This window comes from Longispora fulva (assembly GCF_015751905.1).
Lineage (GTDB): Bacteria > Actinomycetota > Actinomycetes > Mycobacteriales > Micromonosporaceae > Longispora > Longispora fulva.
Window position 1 is genome coordinate 4,695,157 of sequence record NZ_JADOUF010000001.1, and the last position, 21,766, is coordinate 4,716,922.

Sequence of the window (21,766 nt, forward strand, 5' to 3'; positions counted from 1 at the left end):
ACCTGACTCTCCGTAGACTCTGCCGGTGACCTTCACCGCTCGCATCCCCCGCCCGGTCCTGCTCGTCGGGCGGATAGCGATCATTGTCGCTATTGCCGGGTTCGTGGCATGGAATGTGGTCACCAACTGGGGCCAGGTCAGCAAGACGTGGCAGAGCCTCGCCTGGCAGTCCGTGGCGCTGTCCCTGGTCGCCGCCGTCGCCGCCATGGGCGCGAACGTGCTCGCCTGGCGGGCCGCGCTCGCCGACGTCGAGTGCGAGGTGGACGTGCCCACCGCCGCGCAGATCTGCCTGGTGGGCGGCCTGGCGAAGTACCTGCCCGGCAGTGTGTGGTCCTACGTCCTGCAGATGGAACTCGGCCGCCGCGCCGGACTCCCCCGCCCCCGGGCGTTCCTCGCCTCACTGATCGCGACCGGGCTCGGCCTGGTCACCGCCCTGCTCGTCGGGCTCGCCGGCCTGCCGACCCTGCTGCGCGAGGCGTCCACCGGCTCGGCCGACCAGGCGGGCGCCGTACGGACCACCCTGTGGGTGATGCTGATCCTGCTGCCGATCGCGCTGCTGTGCGCGGTACCGGCCGTGCTGACCCGGCTCGTGCAGGTGTTCCTGCGGCTCGTGCGCCGCCCCGGACTGGAGAACCCGCTGACGTGGGCCGGCGTCCTGCGGGTGGTGGGGTTCAGCGCTCTGGGGTGGGCGTTGTTCGGGGTGCACCTGTGGCTGCTGGCCAACGAACGGGCCGCGCCGGGGATCGGCGGACTGCTGGTCTGCGTCGGGGCGTTCGCCATCGCGATGAGCGTCGGGATGTTCGTGGTGATCTCGCCGTCGGGGCTCGGGGTGCGCGAGAGCGTGCTGGTGGCGGCCATGGTGCCGTTCCTGGCCGGGAGCGACCCGAAGGGGACGGCGATCGGGATCGCGTTGGCGTCCCGGTTGATCCTGACGGTGGCGGATCTGATCGCCGCGGGGTTGGCGGCGTTGACGGGGATGCGGGCGCTGCGGGGGTCCGGGGTGGCGGAGGACTCGGCCGCGTCCTGAGCCGGGACCACTTCCGAGCCGGGCCACCTCCGAACCGGGGCCTGGGCGGGCGGCACGGGACGGCCGCCGCGCAACGCGTCAGGAACGCGGCGTAACCATCAAAAAAGGTCTTACAGCACCAGGCCGCCGTCGACGCCCAGTACCTGGCCCGTCACGAACGCCGCCTCGTCGCTGACCAGGAACCGGATCACGCGGGCGACGTCGGCCGGCGTGCCCAGCCGGCGCAGCGCCGTGTCGGCCACCCGCTTCCCGACAAGGTCGGCCGGCAGGTGCGCGATCATCGCGGTGTCGATCAGGCCGGGGGCGACGGCGTTCACCCGGATGCCGCGCGGGCCGAGTTCCTTGGCCGTCGAGCGGGCGATGGCGGCCACGGCGGCCTTCGATGCGGCGTAGACCGTCTGGCCGGCGCTGCCCTCCTCGCCCACGATGGAGGCGAGCAGCACGATCGCCCCGCCGCGCGGCCCGCCGTCCGGGCCCTTGCGCATCATCGTCCGCGCCGCGGCCTGCACCGTGGCGATGGTGCCCGCCACGTTGACGCCGAGGATCCGTTCGACCAGCTCGGGGCGGATCATGCCGACCAGCGCGTCCTCGAGGATGCCGGCGTTGGCGACGAGGATGTCGATCCGGCCGTACTCGGCGGCGATGGCCTTGAATCCGGCGGCCACCGCGTCGAAGTCCGCGACGTCGAAGGTCGCCGCGGACGCGCCGATCTCGGCGGCGACCTCCTCGACCCCGGAGCGGCCGGTGACGATCACGGTCGCGCCGGCCTCGACGAGGGCCTCCGCGGTGGCGCGGCCTATGCCCCGGGTGCCCCCGGTGACGACGGCGATCCTGCCGGCCAGGCTACGCACCCCGCCCCTCCCATGCGGCGAACCGGGCCGCGAGCTCCTCGGGCAGGCCGGCGGGCAGGTCGCCCCGCTTCTTCAGGTACTCCTCCACCGCGTCCGCCTGGCCCTCGTCGCATCCGCGCCGGGTGAGCCCGACCCGGTTGACGGCGACCTCGCGGGCCGGGTTGCCGACGGCCGTCATGAAGGGGCCGATGTCCTTGCGGATCGCCGAACCCATCCCGATCATGGCCCCGGGCCCGATCTGCCCGTACTGGTGCACCACGGTGCCCATCCCGATGTTCGACCAGGACCACACGTGGGTGTGCCCGCCGAGCTGCACGTTGTCGGACAGGGTCACCCCGTCGTCGACCACGCAGTCGTGCCCGACGTGGCTGCGCGCGAGCAGGTAGCAGCCGTCGGCGACCGTGGTGGTGACGTGCACGCCCTGGTTGACGGTGACGAAGTCGCGGATGATGTTGCCGTCGCCGATCGCGACCCCCGCGCCGTCCAGCTCGCCTTCCCAGCCGACGGGGTGGTTCCCGGCCCGGTACTCCGCCGGGGTGCCGATCGAGACCATCGGTCCGATCCAGTTGCCGTCGCCGATCCGGGTCGGACCCACGATCACGGTGTACGGGCCGATGACGTTGCCGTCGCCCAACTCGACTCCGTCGCCGATGATCGCGGAGGAATGAATACGATTTGCCACGCCGGGAGTCTAACCAGGGGCTACACGTTAAAGAGCCTGAGTGGGTCGTGGTCCCACTCAGGCTCTTTCCCCCCACCTATGATCAGCGGCCTGATCACCATCAGTGAACACCCGATCACGGCGATCCGCCAGGGTGTGCCTACGAGTTTGACGGGCCTCAGACAGTGCGCTTCCGGGCGGATGCCGGCTATTTCCGATTCCCGGGCACAACGAAGGGGCAGGCCGTCTGACCTGCCCCTTCGCGGGAACGACTAGCCGCTGCGGCGGTTGGAATACTGCCGCCGGGGCGCGAGCGTCGCGCCCTTCCCCTGGGTCGGGGCCTGGCCGTGCACGTGCTGCGGATGCTTGCCGAGCGCGCGCCGCTCCTTGCGGGTCAACTCGACCTCGGGGACGGCCTCGGCGTCGGTCACGGACTCGACGGCGGGCTGCTCTGGCTCTTGGCTGGTGGTCATAAGAGTCTCCTCTGGGCTATTGAGGGTGGAAAAGGGGCCGCGTCAGATGGCGGCGCAGCGCGACAAGGCGCAGGGAAGCCCGAAATATCACATGCTCCGCACCATAGCAGCACGGGAAAACCGCCGCACCCCATTATCGGGTACGGCGGCTGCCGCGCACTTCCACGGCCCTTGCCGTGAACCTTCACGGCCCTCGCCGCGCACTTCCGCGGCCCTCGCCGCGCACTTCCGCGGCGGCTCCCGTGCACTTTAGAGCGTCGACGCGACGAGCTCCGCGATCTGCACGGCGTTGAGGGCGGCGCCCTTGCGGAGGTTGTCGCTGGACGCGAACAGCGCCAGGCCGTGCTCGACCGTCTCGTCCACCCGGATCCGGCCGACGAACGTCGGGTCGGCCCCGGCGGCCTGCAGCGGGGTGGGGATGTCGCTCAGCTCGACGCCGGGCGCGCCGGCGAGCAGCTCCCGGGCCCGCGCCGGGCTGATCGCCGAGGCGAAGTGCGCGTTGACCTGCAGCGAGTGCCCGGTGAAGACCGGCACCCTGACGCACGTGCCGGACACCCGCAGCCCCGGGATCTCCAGGATCTTGCGGCTCTCGTTGCGCAGCTTCTGCTCCTCGTCGGTCTCGTCGGACCCGTCGTCGACGATCGAGCCGGCCAGGGGCAGGACGTTGAAGGCGATCGGTCGCGCGTACACCTTCGGGGTGGGGAAGTCGAGCGCCGAGCCGTCGTGCACCAGCTCCGTGGCCCGGTCGATCACCTTGCGGGCCTGCTCGTCGAGCTCGACCACGCCGGCCAGCCCGCTGCCGGACACCGCCTGGTAGGTGGTGGCGACCATGCCGACCAGGCCGGCCTCGGCGTGCAGGGGGCGCAGGACGGGCATGACCGCCATCGTCGTGCAGTTCGGGTTCGCGATGATGCCCTTCGGGCGGACCGCCGCGGCGTGCGGGTTGACCTCGGCGACGACCAGCGGCACGTCGGGGTCCATCCGCCAGCCGGAGGAGTTGTCGATCACGACGGCCCCGGCGGCGGCGACGGTCGGCGCGAGCGCGAGCGCCGTGGTCTTGCCGGCCGAGAACAGCACTATGTCCAGGCCCGAGTAGTCGGCGGTCGCGGCGTCCTCGACGAGGATCTCGCCGTCGCCCCAGGCCAGGCCCCGGCCGGCGGACCGGGCGGAGGCGAACAGCCGGAGCTGCTCGACGGGGAACTTCCGCTCCGCCAACATCCGGCGCATCACGCCACCGACCTGGCCGGTGGCTCCCACAATCCCGATTCTCATAGCTCTGAGGCTACCGGGCCGCAAGATTTCCGGCGCCCCGTGTCGAGGTGAGCGCTGTGCCGTTAGGTGCGGTACCCCCGATTCGGGAGAACTTCCGGATCGGGGGTTTTCCTCCGGTACGGGACCGTCGGCCTTCAACTCCGCCCCGGTGCCCGCCCGCACCAACGGACAAGGTGTGCGACTCCCGGACCAAGGCCTTGTCTTGATCTCTCTGTATGCACATGCTTACAAGTTGTGCCCATGGGAGGTCACAGTGGACAGCGGCGAACGCACCCTGCAACACCGGTACGACACCGTCGAGCGCGCGGACCGCTTCTACGACCAGCAGGTGATCGACCGGCTCAACCCGAGGATGTGCGAGTTCCTCGCCCGCCAGGAGATGATGTTCGTCGCCACGGCCAACCGGGCCGGCGACTGCGACTCCACGTTCCGCGCCGGTCCGCCCGGTTTCGTGCACGTGCTCGACGAACACACGGTCGCCTGGCCGGAGTACCGGGGCAACGGCGTCCACGCCAGCCTGGGAAACATCACCGAGAACCCGCACGTCGGCCTGCTGTTCATCGACTTCGTCCGCGACGTGATCGGGCTGCATGTCAACGGGGAGGCCGAGATCGTCCCGGCGGAAGCCCTGCGCGACCTCGACGGGGAGACGGTGCCGGGGCGGCGGCCCGAGCGGTGGGTGCGGGTCCGGGTGGACGAGGCGTACATCCACTGCGGGAAGCACATTCCCCGGCTGGCGCCCCGGGAGCGGGACCGGGCCTGGGGGACGGACGACGTGCGGCGCAAGGGTGGGGACTACTTCGGGGTCCAGACGGACCGCTGCGAGGCGTGACGCCCGGCCGGCGCCGCCCGGGGCGCCCCACCGTAGATAGGGAAAAGGGGAGCCGCCGTCGCCGGCGACTCCCCCTACCCGTCAGGTGATCAGCTGCAGCCCGACGTCGAGCCGCAGCCCTCGCACACGTAGCAGCTGCCGGCCGGCCGCATCTTCGTCCCGCAGGTGAAGCACAGCGGCGCGTCGGCGGCCTTGCCCTGGACCAGCTCCAGCAGCTCCGTGGAGGAGCCGAACGCCCGCTGCTCGACCGGCACCTCGGTCGGCACGGCCGCCGGGGCCGGGCGGGCGGCCTCGACCTCGGCCGAGCTGGCCAGGCCGACCAGGTCGACGTCCAGGGACTCGCCGTTGACCTGGGCCGTGCGCTCCGCGTTGGTGAAGATGCCCAGCTCGGCGCGCTTCTCGAACGGCAGGAAGTCCAGCGCGAGGCGGCGGAAGATGTAGTCCACCATCGAGTTGGCCATCCGGATGTCCGGGTCGTCGGTCATGCCGGCCGGCTCGAAGCGCATGTTCATGAACTTCTCGACGTAGGTCTCCAGCGGCACGCCGTACTGGATCGCCACCGACACCGCCACCGAGAACGCGTCCATCACGCCGGCCAGGGTCGAGCCCTGCTTGCCCAGCTTGAGGAAGACCTCGCCGAGGCCGTCGTCCGGGTAGGACGAGGCGGTCAGGTAACCCTCCGCGCCGCCGACCGAGAAGGACACCGTCTGCGAGGCGCGCTTCTTCGGCAGCCGCTTGCGGACCGGCCGGAACTCCACGACCGGGGCCGGGGTGGCTGCCGCCTTCTCGGCTGCGGCCTTCTCCTCGGCCTTGACCTTGCCCGACTTGCCGACCGACAGAGGCTGGCCGACCTTGCAGTTGTCCCGGTAGATCGCCAGCGCCTTGAGGCCGAGCTTCCAGCCCTGGTAGTAGATCTCCTCGACGTCGGCGACGGTCGCGGACTCCGACATGTTGACCGTCTTGGAGATCGCACCCGAGATGAACGGCTGGATCGCCGCCATCATCCGGACGTGCCCCATCGGCGCGATGGTGCGCTCGCCCATGGCGCAGTCGAAGACCGGGTAGTGCTCCTTCTTCAGGCCCGGGGCGTCCACGACGTGGCCGTGGTGGGAGATGTGGTCGACAATCGCCTCGACCTGCTCGTCCTGGTAGCCCAGGTTGCGCAGCGCGCGCGGCACGGTCTGGTTGACGATCTGCATCGAGCCGCCGCCGACGAGCTTCTTGAACTTGACCAGGGCCAGGTCCGGCTCGACGCCCGTGGTGTCGCAGTCCATCATCAGGCCGATGGTGCCGGTGGGGGCGAGCACGGAGGCCTGCGAGTTGCGCCAGCCGTTCTTCGCGCCGAGCTTGTTGCCCTCGGCCCACTCCTTGGTCGCCTGCTTGATCAGGGCGGCGTCGTTGATGCCGAAGCTCTTCAGAGCGTCGTTGGCGGACGCGTGCTTGCGCATCACCCGCTGGTGCGGCTCGGCGTTGCGGGCGTAGCCGTCGTACGCGCCGACGACGCCGGCGAGCTCGGCCGAGCGGCGGTACGCCACACCGGTCATCACCGAGGTGATCGCGGCGGCGTAGGCGTGGCCGGCGTCCGAGTCGTACGGCAGGCCCGAGGCCATCAGCAGCGCGCCGAGGTTCGCGTACCCGATGCCGAGCTGGCGGTAGGCGCGCGTCGTCTCGCCGATCTTCTCCGTCGGGAAGTCCGCGAAGCAGATCGAGATGTCCATGGCCGTGATGACGAGCTCGACGGACTTGACGAACCGGGCCACGTTGAACGTGCCCTGGTCGTTGACGAACTTCATCAGGTTCAGCGACGCGAGGTTGCAGGACGAGTTGTCCAGGTGCATGTACTCGCTACACGGGTTCGACGCCGTGATCCGGCCGGTCTCCGGGCAGGTGTGCCAGTCGTTGATCTGCCCGTCGTACTGGATGCCCGGGTCCGCGCACTCCCACGCAGCCTGCGCCAGCTTGTGGAACAGCTTCTTGGCGTCGACGTGCTCGATGATCTCGCCGTCGAGCCGGCCGCGCAGCCCGAAGTCGGTGCCGGCGTCCACGGCGCGCATGAACTCGTCGTTGACCCGCACCGAGTTGTTCGCGTTCTGGTACTGCACGGACACGATGTCCTTGCCGCCCAGGTCCATGTCGAACCCGGCGTCCCGCAGCGCGCGGATCTTGTCCTCCTCGCGCGCCTTGGTGTCGATGAACTCCTCGATGTCCGGGTGGTCGACGTCGAGGATGACCATCTTGGCCGCGCGCCGGGTGGCGCCGCCCGACTTGATCGTGCCGGCGGAGGCGTCCGCGCCGCGCATGAAGCTGACCGGGCCGGACGCGGTGCCGCCGGAGGACAGCAGCTCCTTGGACGAGCGGATCCGCGACAGGTTGACGCCGGAACCGGAGCCGCCCTTGAAGATCAGCCCCTCTTCCTTGTACCAGTCGAGGATCGAGTCCATCGAGTCGTCGGTGGCCAGGATGAAACAGGCGCTGACCTGCTGCGGGGACTTCGTGCCCACGTTGAACCACACCGGCGAGTTGAAGCTGAACACCTGGTGCAGCAGCATCCAGGTCAGCTCGTGCTCGAACAGCTCGGCGTCGGCGGGGCTCGCGAAGTAGCCGTGCTGCTCGCCGGCCGCACGATACGTGTGCACGACCCGGTCGATGAGCTGCTTCAGCCCGGTCTCCCGCTCCGCGGAGCCGACGGCCCCCCGGAAGTACTTGGTCGTGACGATGTTCGCCGCGTTCACCGACCAGAAGTCGGGGAACTCGACCCCGCGCTGCTCGAAGTTGATCGAGCCGTCGCGCCAGTTCGTCATGACGACGTCGCGACGCTCCCAGGTCACCTCGTCGTACGGATGCGTGCCCTCGGTCGTCCAGACCCGCTCGACCTTGAGGCCCTTGCGCGCCCCACGGCCTGCGGCCCCCCGCTGACCCACCGCCTCAGTCATACTGCTCCCCCTCGGTTGGCGGCGTCGGCCGCGTGGTTGGCGGCGTTCGCCGCGCTGAAAATGCGCAGTGCATCGGCTGTCGCGCCGTCGTGCTCCGGCTCGAGCTCGCCCCGTGCCCCCCGGAGCGTGGCGATCTCGGCCTCGAAGTCCTCCAGGGACTCGAAAGATCTGTAGACGCTGGCGAAGCGCATGTACGCGACCTCGTCCAGCTCGCGCAGGGGCCCGAGGATCGCCAGGCCCACCTCGTGGCTCGGCATCTCGGCGAACCCCTTGGCCCGGACGGCCTCCTCGACCCGCTGGGCCAGCTGGGCGATCGCGTCGTCGGTGACCGGCCGGCCCTGGCAGGCCTTGCGCACCCCGCCGATGATCTTCGTCCGGCTGAACGGCTCGGTGACCCCGCTGCGCTTCACGACCGCGAGGATGGCCTCCTCCACCGTCGTGAACCTCTTACCGCATTCCGGGCAGGAGCGCCGACGGCGGATCAACTGACCGTCCTCGGCCTCGCGGGAGTCCACGACTCGCGAATCCGGGTGCCGACAATACGGACACCTCACGCAAATCGCCTCCTGTCCTGTCCCCGGGCAGCACACAGGAGGCCCCCGGGCGGGGACCCTACAAGTATGCGCCTATCTCAGTGCCACTGTGAGTAGTCAAACCCCAACTTGTGGGTGGACTCGCTCGGCTGGGCCACTAGATGTAGGGGTTACAGTAGGCCGATCGCGGCCGACGTGCAAACGGAACGCCAGAACACGCAGGGACAAATTTTCGAAGCTTTCCGCAGGCCGCACGGAGCGGTCCCCCATGACCTGCGGATACGTTGTGATGTGCCCAACATGGCACCGGTGGGGTCAGCCGCGCACCGGAAGCACTAGATGTTGTCCCGGCTGCACCACGCCGTCGTCGAGATCGTTGATCTCGCGGAGCTGGCGGACCGCCCGGTAGGTGTCCATCCCGGGCAGCTCGCGGACCGCCACCGACCAGAGGCTGTCGCCGGGCCGTACGACGGCGACCCTCGACTCGGAGGGCACCCCCGAGGCCACGCTCGTCGGGGCGGCCAGGGCCAACCCGCCGAGGAACACCGCCGTCATCAACGTGGTCAACACCAACCGCCCCCGCCGGGTCAACCGCACCGGTCGCGCGTCAGCCGCCATCACACACCCCCATCGAACACGGGTTCGATCGAACGCCCGTACGATGTTCTAGCAGACCCCGAACCCGAAAGCGAGGCACTCCCGGCGTGTCGCTAGAACAGACGTTTGAATCAGCGCGCAAAAGCGGCTAACGTCATGGCAGGACACCGGGCGGGATCATCCCGTCGCACCACACCCGACCGACCTGGGAGGATCGACGTGGCTCCCCACGACGGCACTGACTCGCGGCCCTCGGCCTCGAAGAAGAACAACCGTCCGCTGACGATGCGCCAACAGCGCATCCTCGAGGTCATCTCGGAGTCCGTGGAGCGGCTGGGCTACCCGCCGAGCGTCCGGGAGATCGGCGAGGCCGTCGGGCTCGCCTCCGCGTCCTCCGTGGCCTACCAGCTCGGGGTCCTGGAGCAGAAGGGTTTCCTGCGCCGCGACGCCAACCGGCCGCGCGCGGTCGACATCCGCCAGACCGGTGGCGGCTCCAACGTCACGCAGCTCCCCGACCGCCCCACGCCGGTCATGGTCCCCATGCTGGGCGCCATCGCGGCCGGTGGCCCGATCCTCGCGGAGCAGACCCTGGACGAGACCTTCCCGCTGCCCCGCGAGCTCGTCGGCGAGGGCACGCTGTTCATGCTCAAGGTCCAGGGCGACTCGATGATCGAGGCCGCGATCTGCGACGGCGACTGGGTCGTGGTCCGCCAGCAGCCCACCGCCGAGACCGGCGACATCGTCGCGGCCATGCTCGACGGCGAGGCGACCGTGAAGACCTACCGCCGCCGCGACGACGGCCACCTGTGGCTCATGCCGCGCAACCCGTCCTACGACCCGATCCCGGGCGACGAGGCCACCATCCTGGGCAAGGTCGTGTCGGTCCTCCGCCGCCTCTAAACCCTTTTTCGACCGTTACGAGCCGCGACCGACCCGGCATCCGGCGGCGGTCCACCTCGGACGATCCTCCCGGAATGGCCGGCCCCTCCGGGCCCGGCCATTCCGGCGCACCCGGGCCACTCCCGTGCATGACCCCGCAGGGCGTGGGCCCGTCACCGGCATCCCGCGCGGTGGACCCTGCATGAGCGCGATCGCGGACAGTCCCCACGGCGCCCAGGAGGTCAGCGGGCCTTCGGGCTGCGCAGGCCGATGTCCGGCTCGTCGTCGCCGCCCTTGAGGTCGGCGAACCCGAAGCTCAGGTCGTCGTCGTCCACCTTGGGCTTGCGGGCCTTGATCCCCCGGGTGGTCCGGGGCGGCGGCGTGTTGTCGGCCCGGCCGGCGGCGGAATCCGGCCGGACCGGGACCCCGCCGACCCGTTCGGGGGCCGCGGGCGGTTCGGCCCGGCCGGCGGATCCGGCGCGGGCGCGACCGGCGGGCGGTTCGGCTCGGGTGCGGGCGGCCGGGGACTCGCGGCCGGCGTCGGGAGCGGCACGGCCGGCGACCGGCGCCGGCGGGGAGGCGAGGTCCGGTTCCGGGACGGCGGCGCGACCGGCACGCTCGGCCCGGCCCGCCGGCTCCGGCGGGACGGCACGGGCGTCAGCGCGGGCGGCGCGCCCGGTGACCGGCGCCGCGGGTGGCACCGGTGCCCCGGGCTGGGCCGGTGGGGGGACGCTGGCACCGCGGCCCGCGCGGCCGGTGGTTGGCTCCGGGCGGATCGGCACCCCGCCCCGGGTCTCGGGTTCGCGGCGGGCGGGCAGGTCGGGGTCCTGACGGGACCGGCCCGAAGCTGGCGCGGTGCGGGCGACGCCGGGGCCCGTGGGGCGGCCGGCCCGGCTGCGGAGCCCGCGTTCCGTGCGCGGCGGGGCGTCGAGGAACGCGAGCGGGTCCGGCTCGGCGACGGGCTCGGGCCGGGCGGCACCGTACGCGGCGGGCGTCGGCTCCGTGCCGGCGCGGGCCATCCCGTAGGAGCCGGAGTTCGACTCGGGGCGGGCCGTGCCGTACGAGCCGGAGGTCGACTCCGGAGCGGGACGGGCGGCACCGTAGGAGCCGGAGTTCGACTCCGGGCGGGCCGGGCCGAAGGAGCCGGACGTCGGCTCGGGGGCCGGGCGGGCCGCGCCGTAGACGCCGGGGGGCGGCTCGGCGGCGGCGCGGGCGGTGCCGTACTCGCCGGGAGCCTCCGGGGCCGAGCGCTTGCCGGAGCCGTAGCCTCCCTGGGCGGGCTCGGCGGCGGCGCGGGGCGCACCGTAGACGCCAGGCGGGGGTTCGGGGGCGGACGCGGCCGCGCCGTAGACGCCGGGCGGGGGCTCGGCGGCCGACTTCGCCGCGCCGTACACGCCCGGTTCGGACTTCGGGGCGCCGTACACGCCCGGCGGGGGTTCGGCTGCGGACTGGGCCTGCTGGCCGGCGCCGTAGACGGCGGGCACCGGGGGTTCCGGGCGGGCGGTGCCGCCGTAGACGGAACCGGACCGGCCGGGCGGGGCGTCGTCGGCGGTGAAGAGGTCGTCGTCGACGGCGGGTTGGCGGTTGCCGCCGTACACGCCGGAGCGGCCGCGGGAGCCCGGGCCGCGCTTCGGGTCGGAGGGCACCGCCGCCGCGCCGACCGGGCGCGCGCCGCCGGGGCCTGGACCGGCCTTCTTGGCCTCCGCCGCGTGCCGGAGCCGGGCCTTCCTGATCCCGATGACGCCGGCGATGACCATGATCAGGCCGATCAGGCCGACGCCGCCGATCATCAGGGCGATGTCGTTGACGCCGAGCGAGCTGGGGGCGGCGGCGTCGTTCTTCGCGGTCGCGGCGGTCTTCTTGACGGCGGGACCGGCCGGCGGGACCGGCACGTACTTCTGGATGACCGGTTTGACGTCGTCGGGCTGTTCCTTGGTCTCCGACACGGTGAGGAACGAGGCCCCGTCGCGCGAGTAGGTGATCGACTCGCCCCAGGGCTCGTCCGGCAGCGGGGTGATCCGGGGCTTGGTGGTGGTGAGCGCGGCGACGACGTCCCCGTTGGGCACGTCCCACTCGTACGCGTCGGTGTAGGTGCGCAGCGCCACCTTCTTGCGGTCCGGCGAGTTGGCGCCGCCGGTGACCCAGCTCTGGCTGATGATCGGCACCGGTCCCCCGGGGGTGCCGGTGCGGGTCGCGGTGAAGTCGCCGACCTTCTTCAGGACGGTGCCCTCGTTGCCCGGGGCGAGCGGGCCGGTGGGCACGTAGATCCCGGAGACGAGGTCCTTGGTGACGATGATCGGGTTGTCGTTCGCGTCGAGCAGCAGGGCCTCGGCGTCGTGCGCGCCGTCGGGGTACTTGAGCCGGAACAGCTGCGCCTTGCCCTGGTGGGACGCCGGCACCTTCCACAGCGCGATCGTGGACCGGCGCTTGTCCGCCTCGGCGGCGTAGTTGTCGCCGATGTCGGCGATCCACAGCGTGCCGTCCTTGCCGACAGCGAGGTCCTCGGGGTCGCGGGCCTGCTGGGTGTTGTCGGTCCAGGTGGTCGTGCGCTTGCAGGTGTTGTCCAGGAAGAAGATCTTCGGCGGGTTGGGCTCGCCGGCGTCGGGTGCGTCGTTCATCACGGCGAACCCGGAGTCGAGCGCGACCATGCCGCTGAGCTCAGAGAGGGTCGCATCGGTGATCTTGCAGACCGCCGTGCCCTTGGCCGGCGGCGCCGAGCTCGGGGTGGGTGTGGGGTCCGCGACGGCCGCAGAGGGGAGTAACCACACCCCTGCGACCGTCACCGCGAGTAGGGAAGCAAGCCGACGCATCGGCCTAGTGTGCCAGCAGTTCATTGATCATGGCGACAACCCGGTGGTTCCGACCGGATTGTCCCATCATCACTGTACGTAAGGCTGAAGCTCCGCCGCGAGGCCGCGCGGGACCCGGACGTGCACCAGGGTGCCGCCCTCGCCGTGCTCGGTGCTCAGCACCTCGCCGAGCCGGTGCACCCGGTCGACCAGGTCGCCCCGGTCGTAGGGCACCACGGCCCGCAGCTCGATCGCGGGGCGGGGCAGCCGCTCCTCGATCGCCGCGCGCAGCTCCTCGATGCCCTCGCCGGTGTGCGCGGACACGAACATCACGCCCGGCCAGTCCCGCTTGATCATCAGCAGGGTCTCGGGGTCGGCCATGTCGATCTTGTTCACGACGAGCAGCTCGGGCACCCGGTCGGCGTCGACGTCGGCGAGGACCTCGCGGACCGCCCTGACCTGCTCGGCCGGGTTCGGGTGCGCCCCGTCGACCACGTGCAGGACCAGGTCCGCGCCGGCGACCTCCTCCAGGGTCGAGCGGAACGCCTCGACGATCTGGTGCGGCAGGTGCCGGACGAAGCCGACGGTGTCGGACAGGGTGTACTCCCGGCCGTCCGCCGCCCGGGCCCGCCGGGTGGTGGGGTCCAGCGTGGCGAACAGCGCGTTCTCCACCAGGACGCCCGCGCCGGTGAGCCGGTTGAGCAGGCTGGACTTGCCGGCGTTGGTGTACCCCGCTATCGCGACGCCGGGCACCTCGTTGCGGGCCCGGGACGCGCGCTTGGTGTCCCGGATGATCCGCATGGCCTTGATCTCGCGGCGCAGCTTCGCGATCCGGGTGTTGATCCGCCGCCGGTCGATCTCGAGCTTGGTCTCACCGGGACCGCGCAGGCCCACGCCGCCGCCGGCGCCGCTGCCGGAGCCGCCGGCCTGCCGGGACAGGGTCATACCCCAACCACGGAGCCTCGGCACCAGGTACTGCAGCTGGGCCAGCTCGACCTGCGCCTTACCCTCTTTGCTCTTCGCGTGCTGGGCGAAGATGTCCAGGATCAGCGCCGTGCGGTCGACGACCTTGACGTTGAGCCGCTCCTCCAGGTTGCGCAGCTGGCTCGGGGACAGCTCGCCGTCGCAGATGACGGTGTCGGCCCCCGTGTTGACCACGGCGTCCTTGAGCTCGTCGACCTTGCCCCGTCCGATGAACGTGGCCGGGTCGATCGCGCGCCGGCGCTGGACGAGCCCCTCGAGGACCTCGGAGCCGGCGGTCTCGGCGAGCGCCGCCAGCTCGATCATCGAGTTGTCGGCATCGGCGACGGTGCCGTCCGTCCAGACCCCGACGAGGACCACGCGTTCGAGCCGCAGCTGCCGGTACTCGACCTCTGTGACGTCCGTGAGCTCCGTGGACAGGCCGGCCACCCGCCGGAGCGAGTGACGTTCCTCGAGCTCGAAGTCACCCGTGGTAACCATGTCATCCGTGACGAACTGTTTGATGTCAGACAAGTGCACTCCCATCGCCTTGCATCCAGGGTTGCACGCCAGGGCCTCGAATGCATCTCCATAACCCGGTACCTACCTGCCGGTAACCATGGCCCCGACAGCGGTGATCAACGATCGGACACAATAAAAGACCTCCAGTGCCGCCTGAGAAGAGGAAATTTCGTGTCCAGCCGCCTGCCGAGCGCCGGATTCTCGATCACCATCCGGGTCGCCCTCCCCGCAGACTCCAACGCCATCGGGCGACTGACCACCGCCGTCGGGTCCGCCGAGGCGGTCGTGACGGCCCTCGACGTCGTCGACTCCGACCACGTCCGGGTGCTCGTCGACCTGACCTGCGACACCTCCGACGCCACCCACGCCGACCAGGTGGTCGACAGCCTGCGGGCCCTCGACGGGGTCGACGTCCGCAAGGTGTCCGACCGCACGTTCCTCCTGCACCTCGGCGGCAAGATCGAGGTGCAGTCGAAGGTGTCGCTGCGCACCCGTGACGAGCTGTCCCGGGCGTACACGCCGGGGGTGGCCCGGGTGTGCCTCGCGATCGCCGAGAACCCGGAGGACGCCCGCCGGCTGACCATCAAGCGGAACACGGTGGCCGTGGTCACCGACGGTTCGGCGGTGCTGGGCCTGGGCAACATCGGCCCGTACGCGGCGATGCCGGTGATGGAGGGCAAGGCGGCGCTGTTCAAGAAGTTCGGCGGCGTCGACGCCTGGCCGGTGGCGCTGGACACCCAGGACACCGAGGAGATCATCCGCACGGTGCAGATCCTGGCCCCCGCGTACGGCGGGATCAACCTGGAGGACATCTCCGCGCCCCGGTGCTTCGAGATCGAGGCCCGGCTGCGCGAGATGCTGGACATCCCGGTGTTCCACGACGACCAGCACGGCACGGCGATCTGCGTGCTCGCGGCGCTCACCAACGCGCTGCGGGTCGTCGGCAAGAAGATCGAGGACGTGCGGATCGTGGTGTCGGGGGCGGGCGCCGCCGGTACCGCGATCATGAAGTTGCTCCTGAAGCAGGGCGCCGGCGACATCATCGCGTGCGACCGGCTGGGCGCGCTGCACCGCGGCATGCCCGACCTCACCCCCAACTGGGAGTGGCTCGCGGCGAACACGAACAAGGGCGACTTCTCCGGGAGCACCAAGGAGGCCCTGCGTGGCGCGGATGTCTTCATCGGGGTGAGCGCGCCGAACATCCTCACCGGCGACGACATCGCGACCATGGCGGACGGTTCGATCGTGTTCGCGCTGGCCAACCCCGACCCGGAGGTCGACCCGCGCGAGGCCCGCCAGCACGCGGCGATCGTGGCCACCGGGCGGTCCGACCAGCCCAACCAGATCAACAACGTGCTCGCGTTCCCGGGCGTGTTCCGGGGGATGCTCGACGCGCAGGCGCGGGAGTACACCGAGGAGATGGGTCTCGCGGCCGCCCGGGCCATCGCCGACGTGGTCGGCGAGGACAAGATCAACGCGAACGTGATCGTGCCCAGCGTGTTCGACGCCCGGGTCGCGCCGGCGGTCGCGGCGGCCGTGCGGGCCGTGGTCAAGGGCGAGAAGTCCGAGCCGGAGATCGTCGTCACCATTCCGCAGTAGGTGTCCCGCGGTCGGGTCGCCGTCGCGCGGCCCGGCCGGGAGGGTTGACCGGCGCCCGGTGCGGCCTGACGGCCGAAGAGCCAGGTCACACACATCAGACGGTTACGCCGCGTCCCTGATCCGGCATCCGTCGGCTCGCGCCCAGCGTGCCGGTGACTCCCCCGCGACGCGGGAGATTCTGCGGAGGGTGATGTCAGCCGGCGCAGGATTGACGGAGAGTTACGCTGGGGCCATGCGTTTCGCCAAGGGACACGGCACCGGCAACGACTTCGTGATCGTGCCGGACGTCGACGGAGCCCTCGACCTGAGCCCCGAGCGGGTGGCCCGACTCTGCGACCGGCGGCAGGGGATCGGCGGTGACGGCCTGCTGCGCGTCGTGCGCACCGCCAAGCACCCCGACGCCGCGGACCAGGTCGGCGAGACCGAGTGGTTCATGGACTACTTCAACGCCGACGGGTCCTACGCCGAGATGTGCGGCAACGGGGTCCGGGTCTTCGTGCGGTACCTGCTGGATGCCGGGCTCGCCGACGGCCCCGAGATCCCCGTCGCGACCCGGGCCGGGATCCGCCGCGCGCGGGTCGAGGGCGAGAACGTGACCGTCGACATGGGCGCGCCCCGGCTGCTCGGGCCGTCGGTGGCGACGCTGGGCGGGGTGGCGTACCCGGGGATCGGCGTCGACATGGGCAACCCGCACCTGGTGTGCGCGACGGACGCCCTCGACGCGCTCGACCTGACCGAGGCCCCCGGCTACGACCGGACCCTCTACCCGACCGGGGTGAACGTCGAGTTCACGGAGGGCGCCCGGATGCGGGTGTACGAGCGCGGGGTCGGCGAGACGGACTCCTGTGGCACCGGGGCGTGCGCGGTGGCCGTGGTGGCGCTGAGGGGGGCCGCGGGGAGTACTCCGGTGCGGGTGCCCGGGGGGCTGCTGACGGTGACGCTCGACGGGGAGACGTGCTGGCTGTCGGGGCCCGCGGTGATCGTGGCGAGCGGGGAGCTGGCCGAGGGGTTCTGAGGGGATCCCGGCGCGGGGCCCGGCACGCTGGGCGCGAGCCGTCGGGTGGTCGGGCGGTCGCGGTTCGGCACGCTGGGCGGGGCTGCGCGCGTGGTCTGGCGGGTGTCGCGGGCTTGGCCACGCTGGGCTTGAGCCGGTGCGCGGCGGGTGAGGGACGTGACGTAACCGTCTGATGGGTTTCGGTTGTGGTCTTCAGGCAGCGCCGGACAGGACTTCCAGTGCCTCGGCGAGCAGGTTCTCACTGGTCAGCCAGTGCACCCGGGGGTCGCGGCGGAACCACGAGCGCTGCCGGCGGACGAATTTGCGGGTCGCGCTGACCGTGTCGGCGCGGGCCGTCGCCTCGTCGCACTCCCCGTCGATCAGGCGCAGCGCCTGGGCGTAGCCGAGCGCGCGGCCGGCGGTGCGGCCCTCGCGCAGGCCCAGAGCGTCGAGCCGGCGGACCTCGTCGACCAGGCCGTTGTCGAACATCCGGTCCACCCTGGCCACGATCCGGGCGTCGAGGACCTCGGGCGGCAGGTCGACCCCGAGCTGCACCGCCGGGTAGTGCGGCACCGGCTCGGTGGGCAGTTCCGCCGTGAAGGCGCCGGTCAGCTCGATCACCTCCAGGGCCCGGACGATCCGGCGGCCGTTGCTGGCCAGGATCTTCGCGCCGACCTCCGCCGGCAGCCGGGCGTGCAGGGCGGCGGAGCCTTCGGCGGCCAGCTCCGCCTCGAGGCGTTCGCGGATCGTCGGGTCGGTGCCGGGGAAGGCGAAATCGTCCAGCACGGCGCGGACGTAGAGCCCGGATCCGCCGACCAGGATCGCCGGACGGCCCGCCTTCAATAACGAATCAATTGCAAACCTGGCGAGCGACTGGTACTCGGCCACGCTCGCCGGCTCCGTTACATCCCAAATGTCGAGTACGTGATGGGGAACGTCGCCCGCTTCGTCCGCCGTGACCTTGGCCGTACCGATGTCCATGCCCCGGTACAGCTGCATCGAGTCGGCGTTGACCACCTCCGCGCCGAGTTGCCTGGCCAGGGCTATGCTGAGGGCCGTCTTTCCGGCGGCGGTCGGCCCCACCACCGCGATCACATTCGTCACCGAATTACCGTAACGAATCACTCAGGTCTCCATCTGGTCACGGTTGAGTCGTGGGTGCTCGACGCGCACCAGGGCCGACCTGTGAGAATGCCAGAAGATAATTCGACACTGCGCACTGGCGGCGCCGAAGCCCCCGAAAAGGTGGCGCGTGGCACCGGTGAGAACGAGGATGGGCTGATGAGCAGCGACTGGGCGACCTTCGGGCGGGTAGACGCGGACGGCACTGTCTACGTCAAGACGGCGGCCGGCGAGCGGGCCGTCGGCTCGTGGCAGGCCGGCACCCCCGAAGAGGGGCTGGCGCACTTCGTGCGGCGGTTCGAAGACCTACAGACCGAAGTTGTACTGCTGGAGAAGCGGCTCGCCAGTGGCGCAGCCGACCCCCAGCAGTCCCTGGCCAGCATCAAGCGGCTCAAGGAGTCCGTCGACGGCGCCCACGCCGTGGGCGACCTCGACAGCCTCGCCGCGCGCCTGGAGAAGCTGACCGGGGCCGCCGAGGAGCGGGCCGGGGCGGCCCGCCAGGCCAAGGAGGCCGCCAAGGCCGAGGCGCTGACCCGCAAGCAGACGCTCGTCGGCGAAGCCGAGCTGATCGCGACCGAGTCGACCCAGTGGAAGGTCGCCGGGGACCGCCTCAAGGAGATCCTCGACGAGTGGAAGACGATCAAGGGCGTCGACCGCAAAGCAGACACCGAGCTGTGGAAGCGGTACGCGGCGGCCCGTGACGGGTTCACCCGCCGCCGGGGCGCGCACTTCGCGACCCTCGACCAGCAGCGCAAGTCCGTCCAGTCCCAGAAGGAGGAGCTGGTCGTCGAGGCCGAGTCGCTGTCCTCCTCCGAGGACTGGAACGCGACCGCCAACCGGCTCAAGGAGCTGATGGCGGCGTGGAAGGAGACCGGCCGGGCGTCGAAGGACACCGAGCAGAAGCTGTGGGACCGGTTCCGGGCCGCGCAGGACGCGTTCTTCTCCCGGCGCAGCGAGGTGTTCTCGGCCCGCGACGCGGAGTTCAAGGACAACCTCACCGCCAAGCAGGCCCTGCTCGCCGAGGCCGAGGCCATCGACGTGGAGGCCGACCCGAAGTCCGCGCAGGGCATCCTCAACGACCTGCAGGGCCGCTGGCACGACGTCGGCCGGGTGCCGCGGGAGAACATGGCGAGCCTGGACCGGCGCTGGCGCGGGGTCGAGGAGAAGATCAAGCTCGCGATGGACACCGCGTGGCGGCGGACGGCTCCGGAGGACAACCCGCTGCTCGCCCAGATGCGGGTGCAGGTGGCCGAGGCCGAGGAGCGGCTGGCCAAGGCGCAGGCCGCAGGCGACGCCAAGCGGATCAAGCAGGCGGAGCAGGCCCTGGCCGGCAAGCAGCAGTTCTTGAAGCTGGCCGAGGGCGCGAAGTAGTCATACGAGAAGAGGGGCCCCTCGGGGCCCCTCTTTCGCGTTGGTGGCTCAGGCGCAGCCGTTGACCACCGGCAGCGGGGCCGGGACGCCCACCGTCGGCAGGCCCAGCATCGTGCCCGCCGTCTTCACCGCGCGCCCCGCCTCCCAGGCGTCCCCGGCCCTCGTCCGCCGGTGCGACAGCAGCTCGCCGTCGGCGTTGAGGTGGTGCGGGGCCGCGTAGGTCACGACCGTGTCGACGATGTCGCCCGGCCGCACGCCCTCGGCGGAGCGGAAGTGCACCAGCCGCCCGTCGCGCGCCCGACCGGACATCCGGCCGGTCTCGCTGTCCTTGCGGCCCTCGCCGACGGCCACGAGCACCTCGACGGTCCGGCCGACCTGGAGCTTGTTCTCGTCCCACATGATCTGGTCCAGCTCGGCGATCAGCCGGTTGTACCGGTCCTGCACCACGGCCTTGGGCACCTGGTCGGCCATGGTGGCCGCCGGGGTGCCGGGCCGGATCGAGTACTGGAACGTGAAGGCCGCCGAGAACCGGGCCTCGCGGACCACCCGGAGCGTCTCCTGGAAGTCCTCCTCGGTCTCCCCGGGGAAGCCGACGATGATGTCGGTCGTGATGGCCGCGTGCGGCATCGCCGCCCGGACCTTCTCGATGATCCCCAGGTACTTCTCGGACCGGTAGGACCGCTTCATGGCCTTGAGCAGCGAGTCGGAGCCGGACTGCAGGGGCATGTGCAGCTGGGGGCAGACGTTCGGGGTCTCGGCCATCGCCTCGATCACGTCGTCGGTGAAGTCCTTCGGGTGCGGGCTGGTGAACCGCACCCGCTCCAGGCCCTCGATGTTCCCGCAGGCCCGCAGCAGCTTGCCGAACGCCAGCTTGTCGCCGAACTCGACGCCGTAGGAGTTGACGTTCTGGCCGAGCAGGGTGACCTCCAGGACGCCCTCGGCGACCAGTGCCTCGACCTCGGCGAGCACCTCGCCGGGCCGGCGGTCCTTCTCCTTGCCGCGCAGCGCCGGCACGATGCAGAAGGTGCAGGTGTTGTTGCAGCCGACCGAGATCGACACCCAGCCGGCGTAGGTGGAGTCGCGCTTGGTGGGCAGGGTCGACGGGAAGACCTCGAGGGACTCGAGCAGCTCGACCTCGGCGCTCTGGTTGTGCCGGGACCGCTCCAGCAGCGCCGGCAGCGAGCCGATGTTGTGGGTGCCGAACACGACGTCGACCCAGGGGGCCTTCTTGACGATCTCGTGCTGGTCCTTCTGGGCCAGGCAGCCGCCCACGGCGATCTGCATCCCGGGCCGGGCGGTTTTCACCGGTCGGAGGTGGCCCAGGTTGCCATAGAGCTTGTTGTCCGCATTTTCCCGGACCGCACAGGTATTGAACACCACGACATCCGGGGACCCCTCAGAGGAAACCGGAATATAACCGGCACCCTCCAGGAGACCGGCGATCCGCTCGGAGTCGTGGACGTTCATCTGACAGCCATAGGTACGGACCTCGTAGGTCCTCAATTCAGCGTTCATCTCGCCAGCTAGGTTACGCCAACCTGTTTGCGCCGCCCGCTACAGTGACCAGCACCGGGCAGGCGATGATGGAGTGGACAACATGACGGAAATCCCTCTGGTGCAGATCGAGGGCGTGAACAAGTGGTACGGCCCTCTGCATGTTCTCCAGGACATCAACCTGGACATCACCCGCGGTGAGGTCGTCGTGGTCATCGGGCCGTCGGGGTCCGGCAAGTCCACGCTCTGCCGGGTGATCAACCGCCTGGAGCCGATCAACGACGGCGTGATCCGGTTCGACGGCCGCGTGCTGCCCGCCGAGGGCAAGGCCCTGGCCAAGCTGCGCAGCGAGGTGGGGATGGTGTTCCAGTCCTTCAACCTGTTCGCGCACAAGACCATCCTGGAGAACGTGACGCTCGGCCCGATCAAGGTGCTGAACGACTCCCCCGCCGACGCCCGCCAGCGCGGCATGGCGCTGCTCGAGCGGGTCGGCATCGCCAACCAGGCCGCGAAGCTGCCGGCGCAGCTGTCCGGCGGCCAGCAGCAGCGCGCGGCGATCGCCCGCGCGTTGGCGATGCGGCCCAAGGCCCTGCTGTTCGACGAGCCCACCAGCGCCCTGGACCCGGAGATGGTCAACGAGGTCCTGGAGGTGATGATCTCGCTCGCCGCCGAGGGCATGACGATGGTCGTCGTCACGCACGAGATGGGCTTCGCCCGCCGCGCCGCCAACCGGGTGATCTTCATGGCCGACGGCCGGATCGTCGAGGAGGCTCCCCCGGAGGAGTTCTTCGACCACCCGAGGTCCGAGCGCGCCCAGGACTTCCTGTCCAAGATTTTGCACTGAAGCCGAGATTTTG

Annotated in this window: 18 protein-coding genes; 7 read left to right on the forward strand and 11 right to left on the reverse strand. The window is 70.9% G+C overall.

Annotated elements, in window-relative coordinates; all coding sequences use genetic code 11:
- Nucleotides 1-25 precede the first annotated feature (25 nt).
- Complete coding sequence (locus IW245_RS20875) at nucleotides 26-1,027, forward strand: lysylphosphatidylglycerol synthase domain-containing protein (RefSeq protein ID WP_233473040.1); 1,002 nt, start codon at nucleotides 26-28, stop codon at nucleotides 1,025-1,027.
- Nucleotides 1,028-1,137: 110 nt separating this feature from the next.
- On the opposite strand, the gene IW245_RS20880 is transcribed toward IW245_RS20875, so the two are convergent.
- From IW245_RS20880 to IW245_RS20895, 4 genes are all read right to left on the reverse strand, one after another.
- On the reverse strand, nucleotides 1,138-1,878 hold the full coding sequence (locus IW245_RS20880) for an SDR family NAD(P)-dependent oxidoreductase (protein WP_197004857.1): 741 nt from the start codon (nucleotides 1,876-1,878) through the stop codon (nucleotides 1,138-1,140).
- Nucleotides 1,871-2,560, reverse strand: coding sequence for an acyl-ACP--UDP-N-acetylglucosamine O-acyltransferase family protein (locus tag IW245_RS20885; RefSeq protein WP_197004858.1), 690 nt, complete (start codon nucleotides 2,558-2,560; stop codon nucleotides 1,871-1,873). Before IW245_RS20885 ends, IW245_RS20880 begins: the two co-directional genes overlap by 8 nt.
- Nucleotides 2,561-2,811: 251 nt before the next feature.
- Nucleotides 2,812-3,012 (reverse strand): hypothetical protein, encoded by a 201-nt coding sequence (locus tag IW245_RS20890; RefSeq protein WP_197004859.1) that lies wholly within the window; start codon nucleotides 3,010-3,012, stop codon nucleotides 2,812-2,814.
- 249 nt (nucleotides 3,013-3,261) lie between these two features.
- A complete protein-coding gene (locus IW245_RS20895; RefSeq protein ID WP_197004860.1) occupies nucleotides 3,262-4,284 on the reverse strand; it encodes an aspartate-semialdehyde dehydrogenase in 1,023 nt (340 codons plus the stop codon).
- 253 nt (nucleotides 4,285-4,537) lie between these two features.
- On the opposite strand from IW245_RS20895, the gene IW245_RS20900 reads away from it, so the two are divergent.
- Nucleotides 4,538-5,116, forward strand: a complete 579-nt coding sequence (locus tag IW245_RS20900; RefSeq protein WP_197004861.1) for a pyridoxamine 5'-phosphate oxidase family protein — start codon at nucleotides 4,538-4,540, stop codon at nucleotides 5,114-5,116.
- Nucleotides 5,117-5,205: 89 nt separating this feature from the next.
- Here IW245_RS20900 and IW245_RS20905 read toward each other — a convergent pair whose 3' ends face one another.
- The 3 genes from IW245_RS20905 to IW245_RS20915 all read right to left on the reverse strand — a co-directional run bounded on the left by IW245_RS20905 (nucleotide 5,206) and on the right by IW245_RS20915 (nucleotide 9,152).
- Nucleotides 5,206-8,049: a vitamin B12-dependent ribonucleotide reductase gene (locus IW245_RS20905; RefSeq protein WP_197004862.1), complete on the reverse strand. Its 2,844-nt coding sequence runs from the start codon at nucleotides 8,047-8,049 to the stop codon at nucleotides 5,206-5,208.
- Nucleotides 8,046-8,603: a transcriptional regulator NrdR gene (nrdR, locus tag IW245_RS20910; protein ID WP_233473041.1), complete on the reverse strand. Its 558-nt coding sequence runs from the start codon at nucleotides 8,601-8,603 to the stop codon at nucleotides 8,046-8,048. Before nrdR ends, IW245_RS20905 begins: the two co-directional genes overlap by 4 nt.
- A 294-nt stretch (nucleotides 8,604-8,897) precedes the next feature.
- Entirely contained in the window at nucleotides 8,898-9,152 is a 255-nt protein-coding gene (locus IW245_RS20915) for a LysM peptidoglycan-binding domain-containing protein (RefSeq protein ID WP_197004863.1), read from the reverse strand.
- A gap of 183 nt (nucleotides 9,153-9,335) precedes the next feature.
- Here IW245_RS20915 and lexA point away from each other — a divergent pair, with 183 nt between their 5' ends.
- Complete coding sequence (lexA, locus tag IW245_RS20920; RefSeq protein ID WP_197004864.1) at nucleotides 9,336-10,079, forward strand: transcriptional repressor LexA; 744 nt, start codon at nucleotides 9,336-9,338, stop codon at nucleotides 10,077-10,079.
- A 221-nt stretch (nucleotides 10,080-10,300) separates the two neighbouring features.
- Here the strand turns inward: lexA and IW245_RS20925 are convergent, their stop codons facing one another.
- Both IW245_RS20925 and hflX read right to left on the reverse strand, forming a co-directional pair.
- Nucleotides 10,301-12,868, reverse strand: a complete 2,568-nt coding sequence (locus IW245_RS20925; RefSeq protein ID WP_197004865.1) for a nucleoporin — start codon at nucleotides 12,866-12,868, stop codon at nucleotides 10,301-10,303.
- A 69-nt stretch (nucleotides 12,869-12,937) separates the two neighbouring features.
- The gene (gene hflX / locus IW245_RS20930) at nucleotides 12,938-14,308 is read right to left on the reverse strand and encodes a GTPase HflX (RefSeq protein ID WP_231399973.1); all 1,371 of its coding nucleotides are present in this window, start codon (nucleotides 14,306-14,308) and stop codon (nucleotides 12,938-12,940) included.
- Nucleotides 14,309-14,500: 192 nt separating this feature from the next.
- On the opposite strand from hflX, the gene IW245_RS20935 reads away from it, so the two are divergent.
- Nucleotides 14,501-15,928, forward strand: a complete 1,428-nt coding sequence (locus IW245_RS20935) for an NAD-dependent malic enzyme (protein ID WP_233473042.1) — start codon at nucleotides 14,501-14,503, stop codon at nucleotides 15,926-15,928.
- Between the two features lie 232 nt (nucleotides 15,929-16,160).
- Nucleotides 16,161-16,943: a diaminopimelate epimerase gene (gene dapF, locus IW245_RS20940; RefSeq protein ID WP_197004867.1), complete on the forward strand. Its 783-nt coding sequence runs from the start codon at nucleotides 16,161-16,163 to the stop codon at nucleotides 16,941-16,943.
- Between the two features lie 192 nt (nucleotides 16,944-17,135).
- On the opposite strand, the gene miaA is transcribed toward dapF, so the two are convergent.
- Nucleotides 17,136-18,047 (reverse strand): tRNA (adenosine(37)-N6)-dimethylallyltransferase MiaA, encoded by a 912-nt coding sequence (miaA, locus tag IW245_RS20945; RefSeq protein WP_372445203.1) that lies wholly within the window; start codon nucleotides 18,045-18,047, stop codon nucleotides 17,136-17,138.
- A 156-nt stretch (nucleotides 18,048-18,203) separates the two neighbouring features.
- Here miaA and IW245_RS20950 point away from each other — a divergent pair, with 156 nt between their 5' ends.
- Entirely contained in the window at nucleotides 18,204-19,415 is a 1,212-nt protein-coding gene (locus IW245_RS20950) for a DUF349 domain-containing protein (RefSeq protein WP_197004868.1), read from the forward strand.
- Between the two features lie 48 nt (nucleotides 19,416-19,463).
- On the opposite strand, the gene miaB is transcribed toward IW245_RS20950, so the two are convergent.
- The gene (gene miaB, locus IW245_RS20955) at nucleotides 19,464-20,930 is read right to left on the reverse strand and encodes a tRNA (N6-isopentenyl adenosine(37)-C2)-methylthiotransferase MiaB (RefSeq protein WP_197004869.1); all 1,467 of its coding nucleotides are present in this window, start codon (nucleotides 20,928-20,930) and stop codon (nucleotides 19,464-19,466) included.
- An 82-nt stretch (nucleotides 20,931-21,012) separates the two neighbouring features.
- Here miaB and IW245_RS20960 point away from each other — a divergent pair, with 82 nt between their 5' ends.
- Nucleotides 21,013-21,753, forward strand: coding sequence for an amino acid ABC transporter ATP-binding protein (locus IW245_RS20960; RefSeq protein ID WP_197004870.1), 741 nt, complete (start codon nucleotides 21,013-21,015; stop codon nucleotides 21,751-21,753).
- The last annotated feature ends 13 nt before the right edge of the window (nucleotides 21,754-21,766 follow it).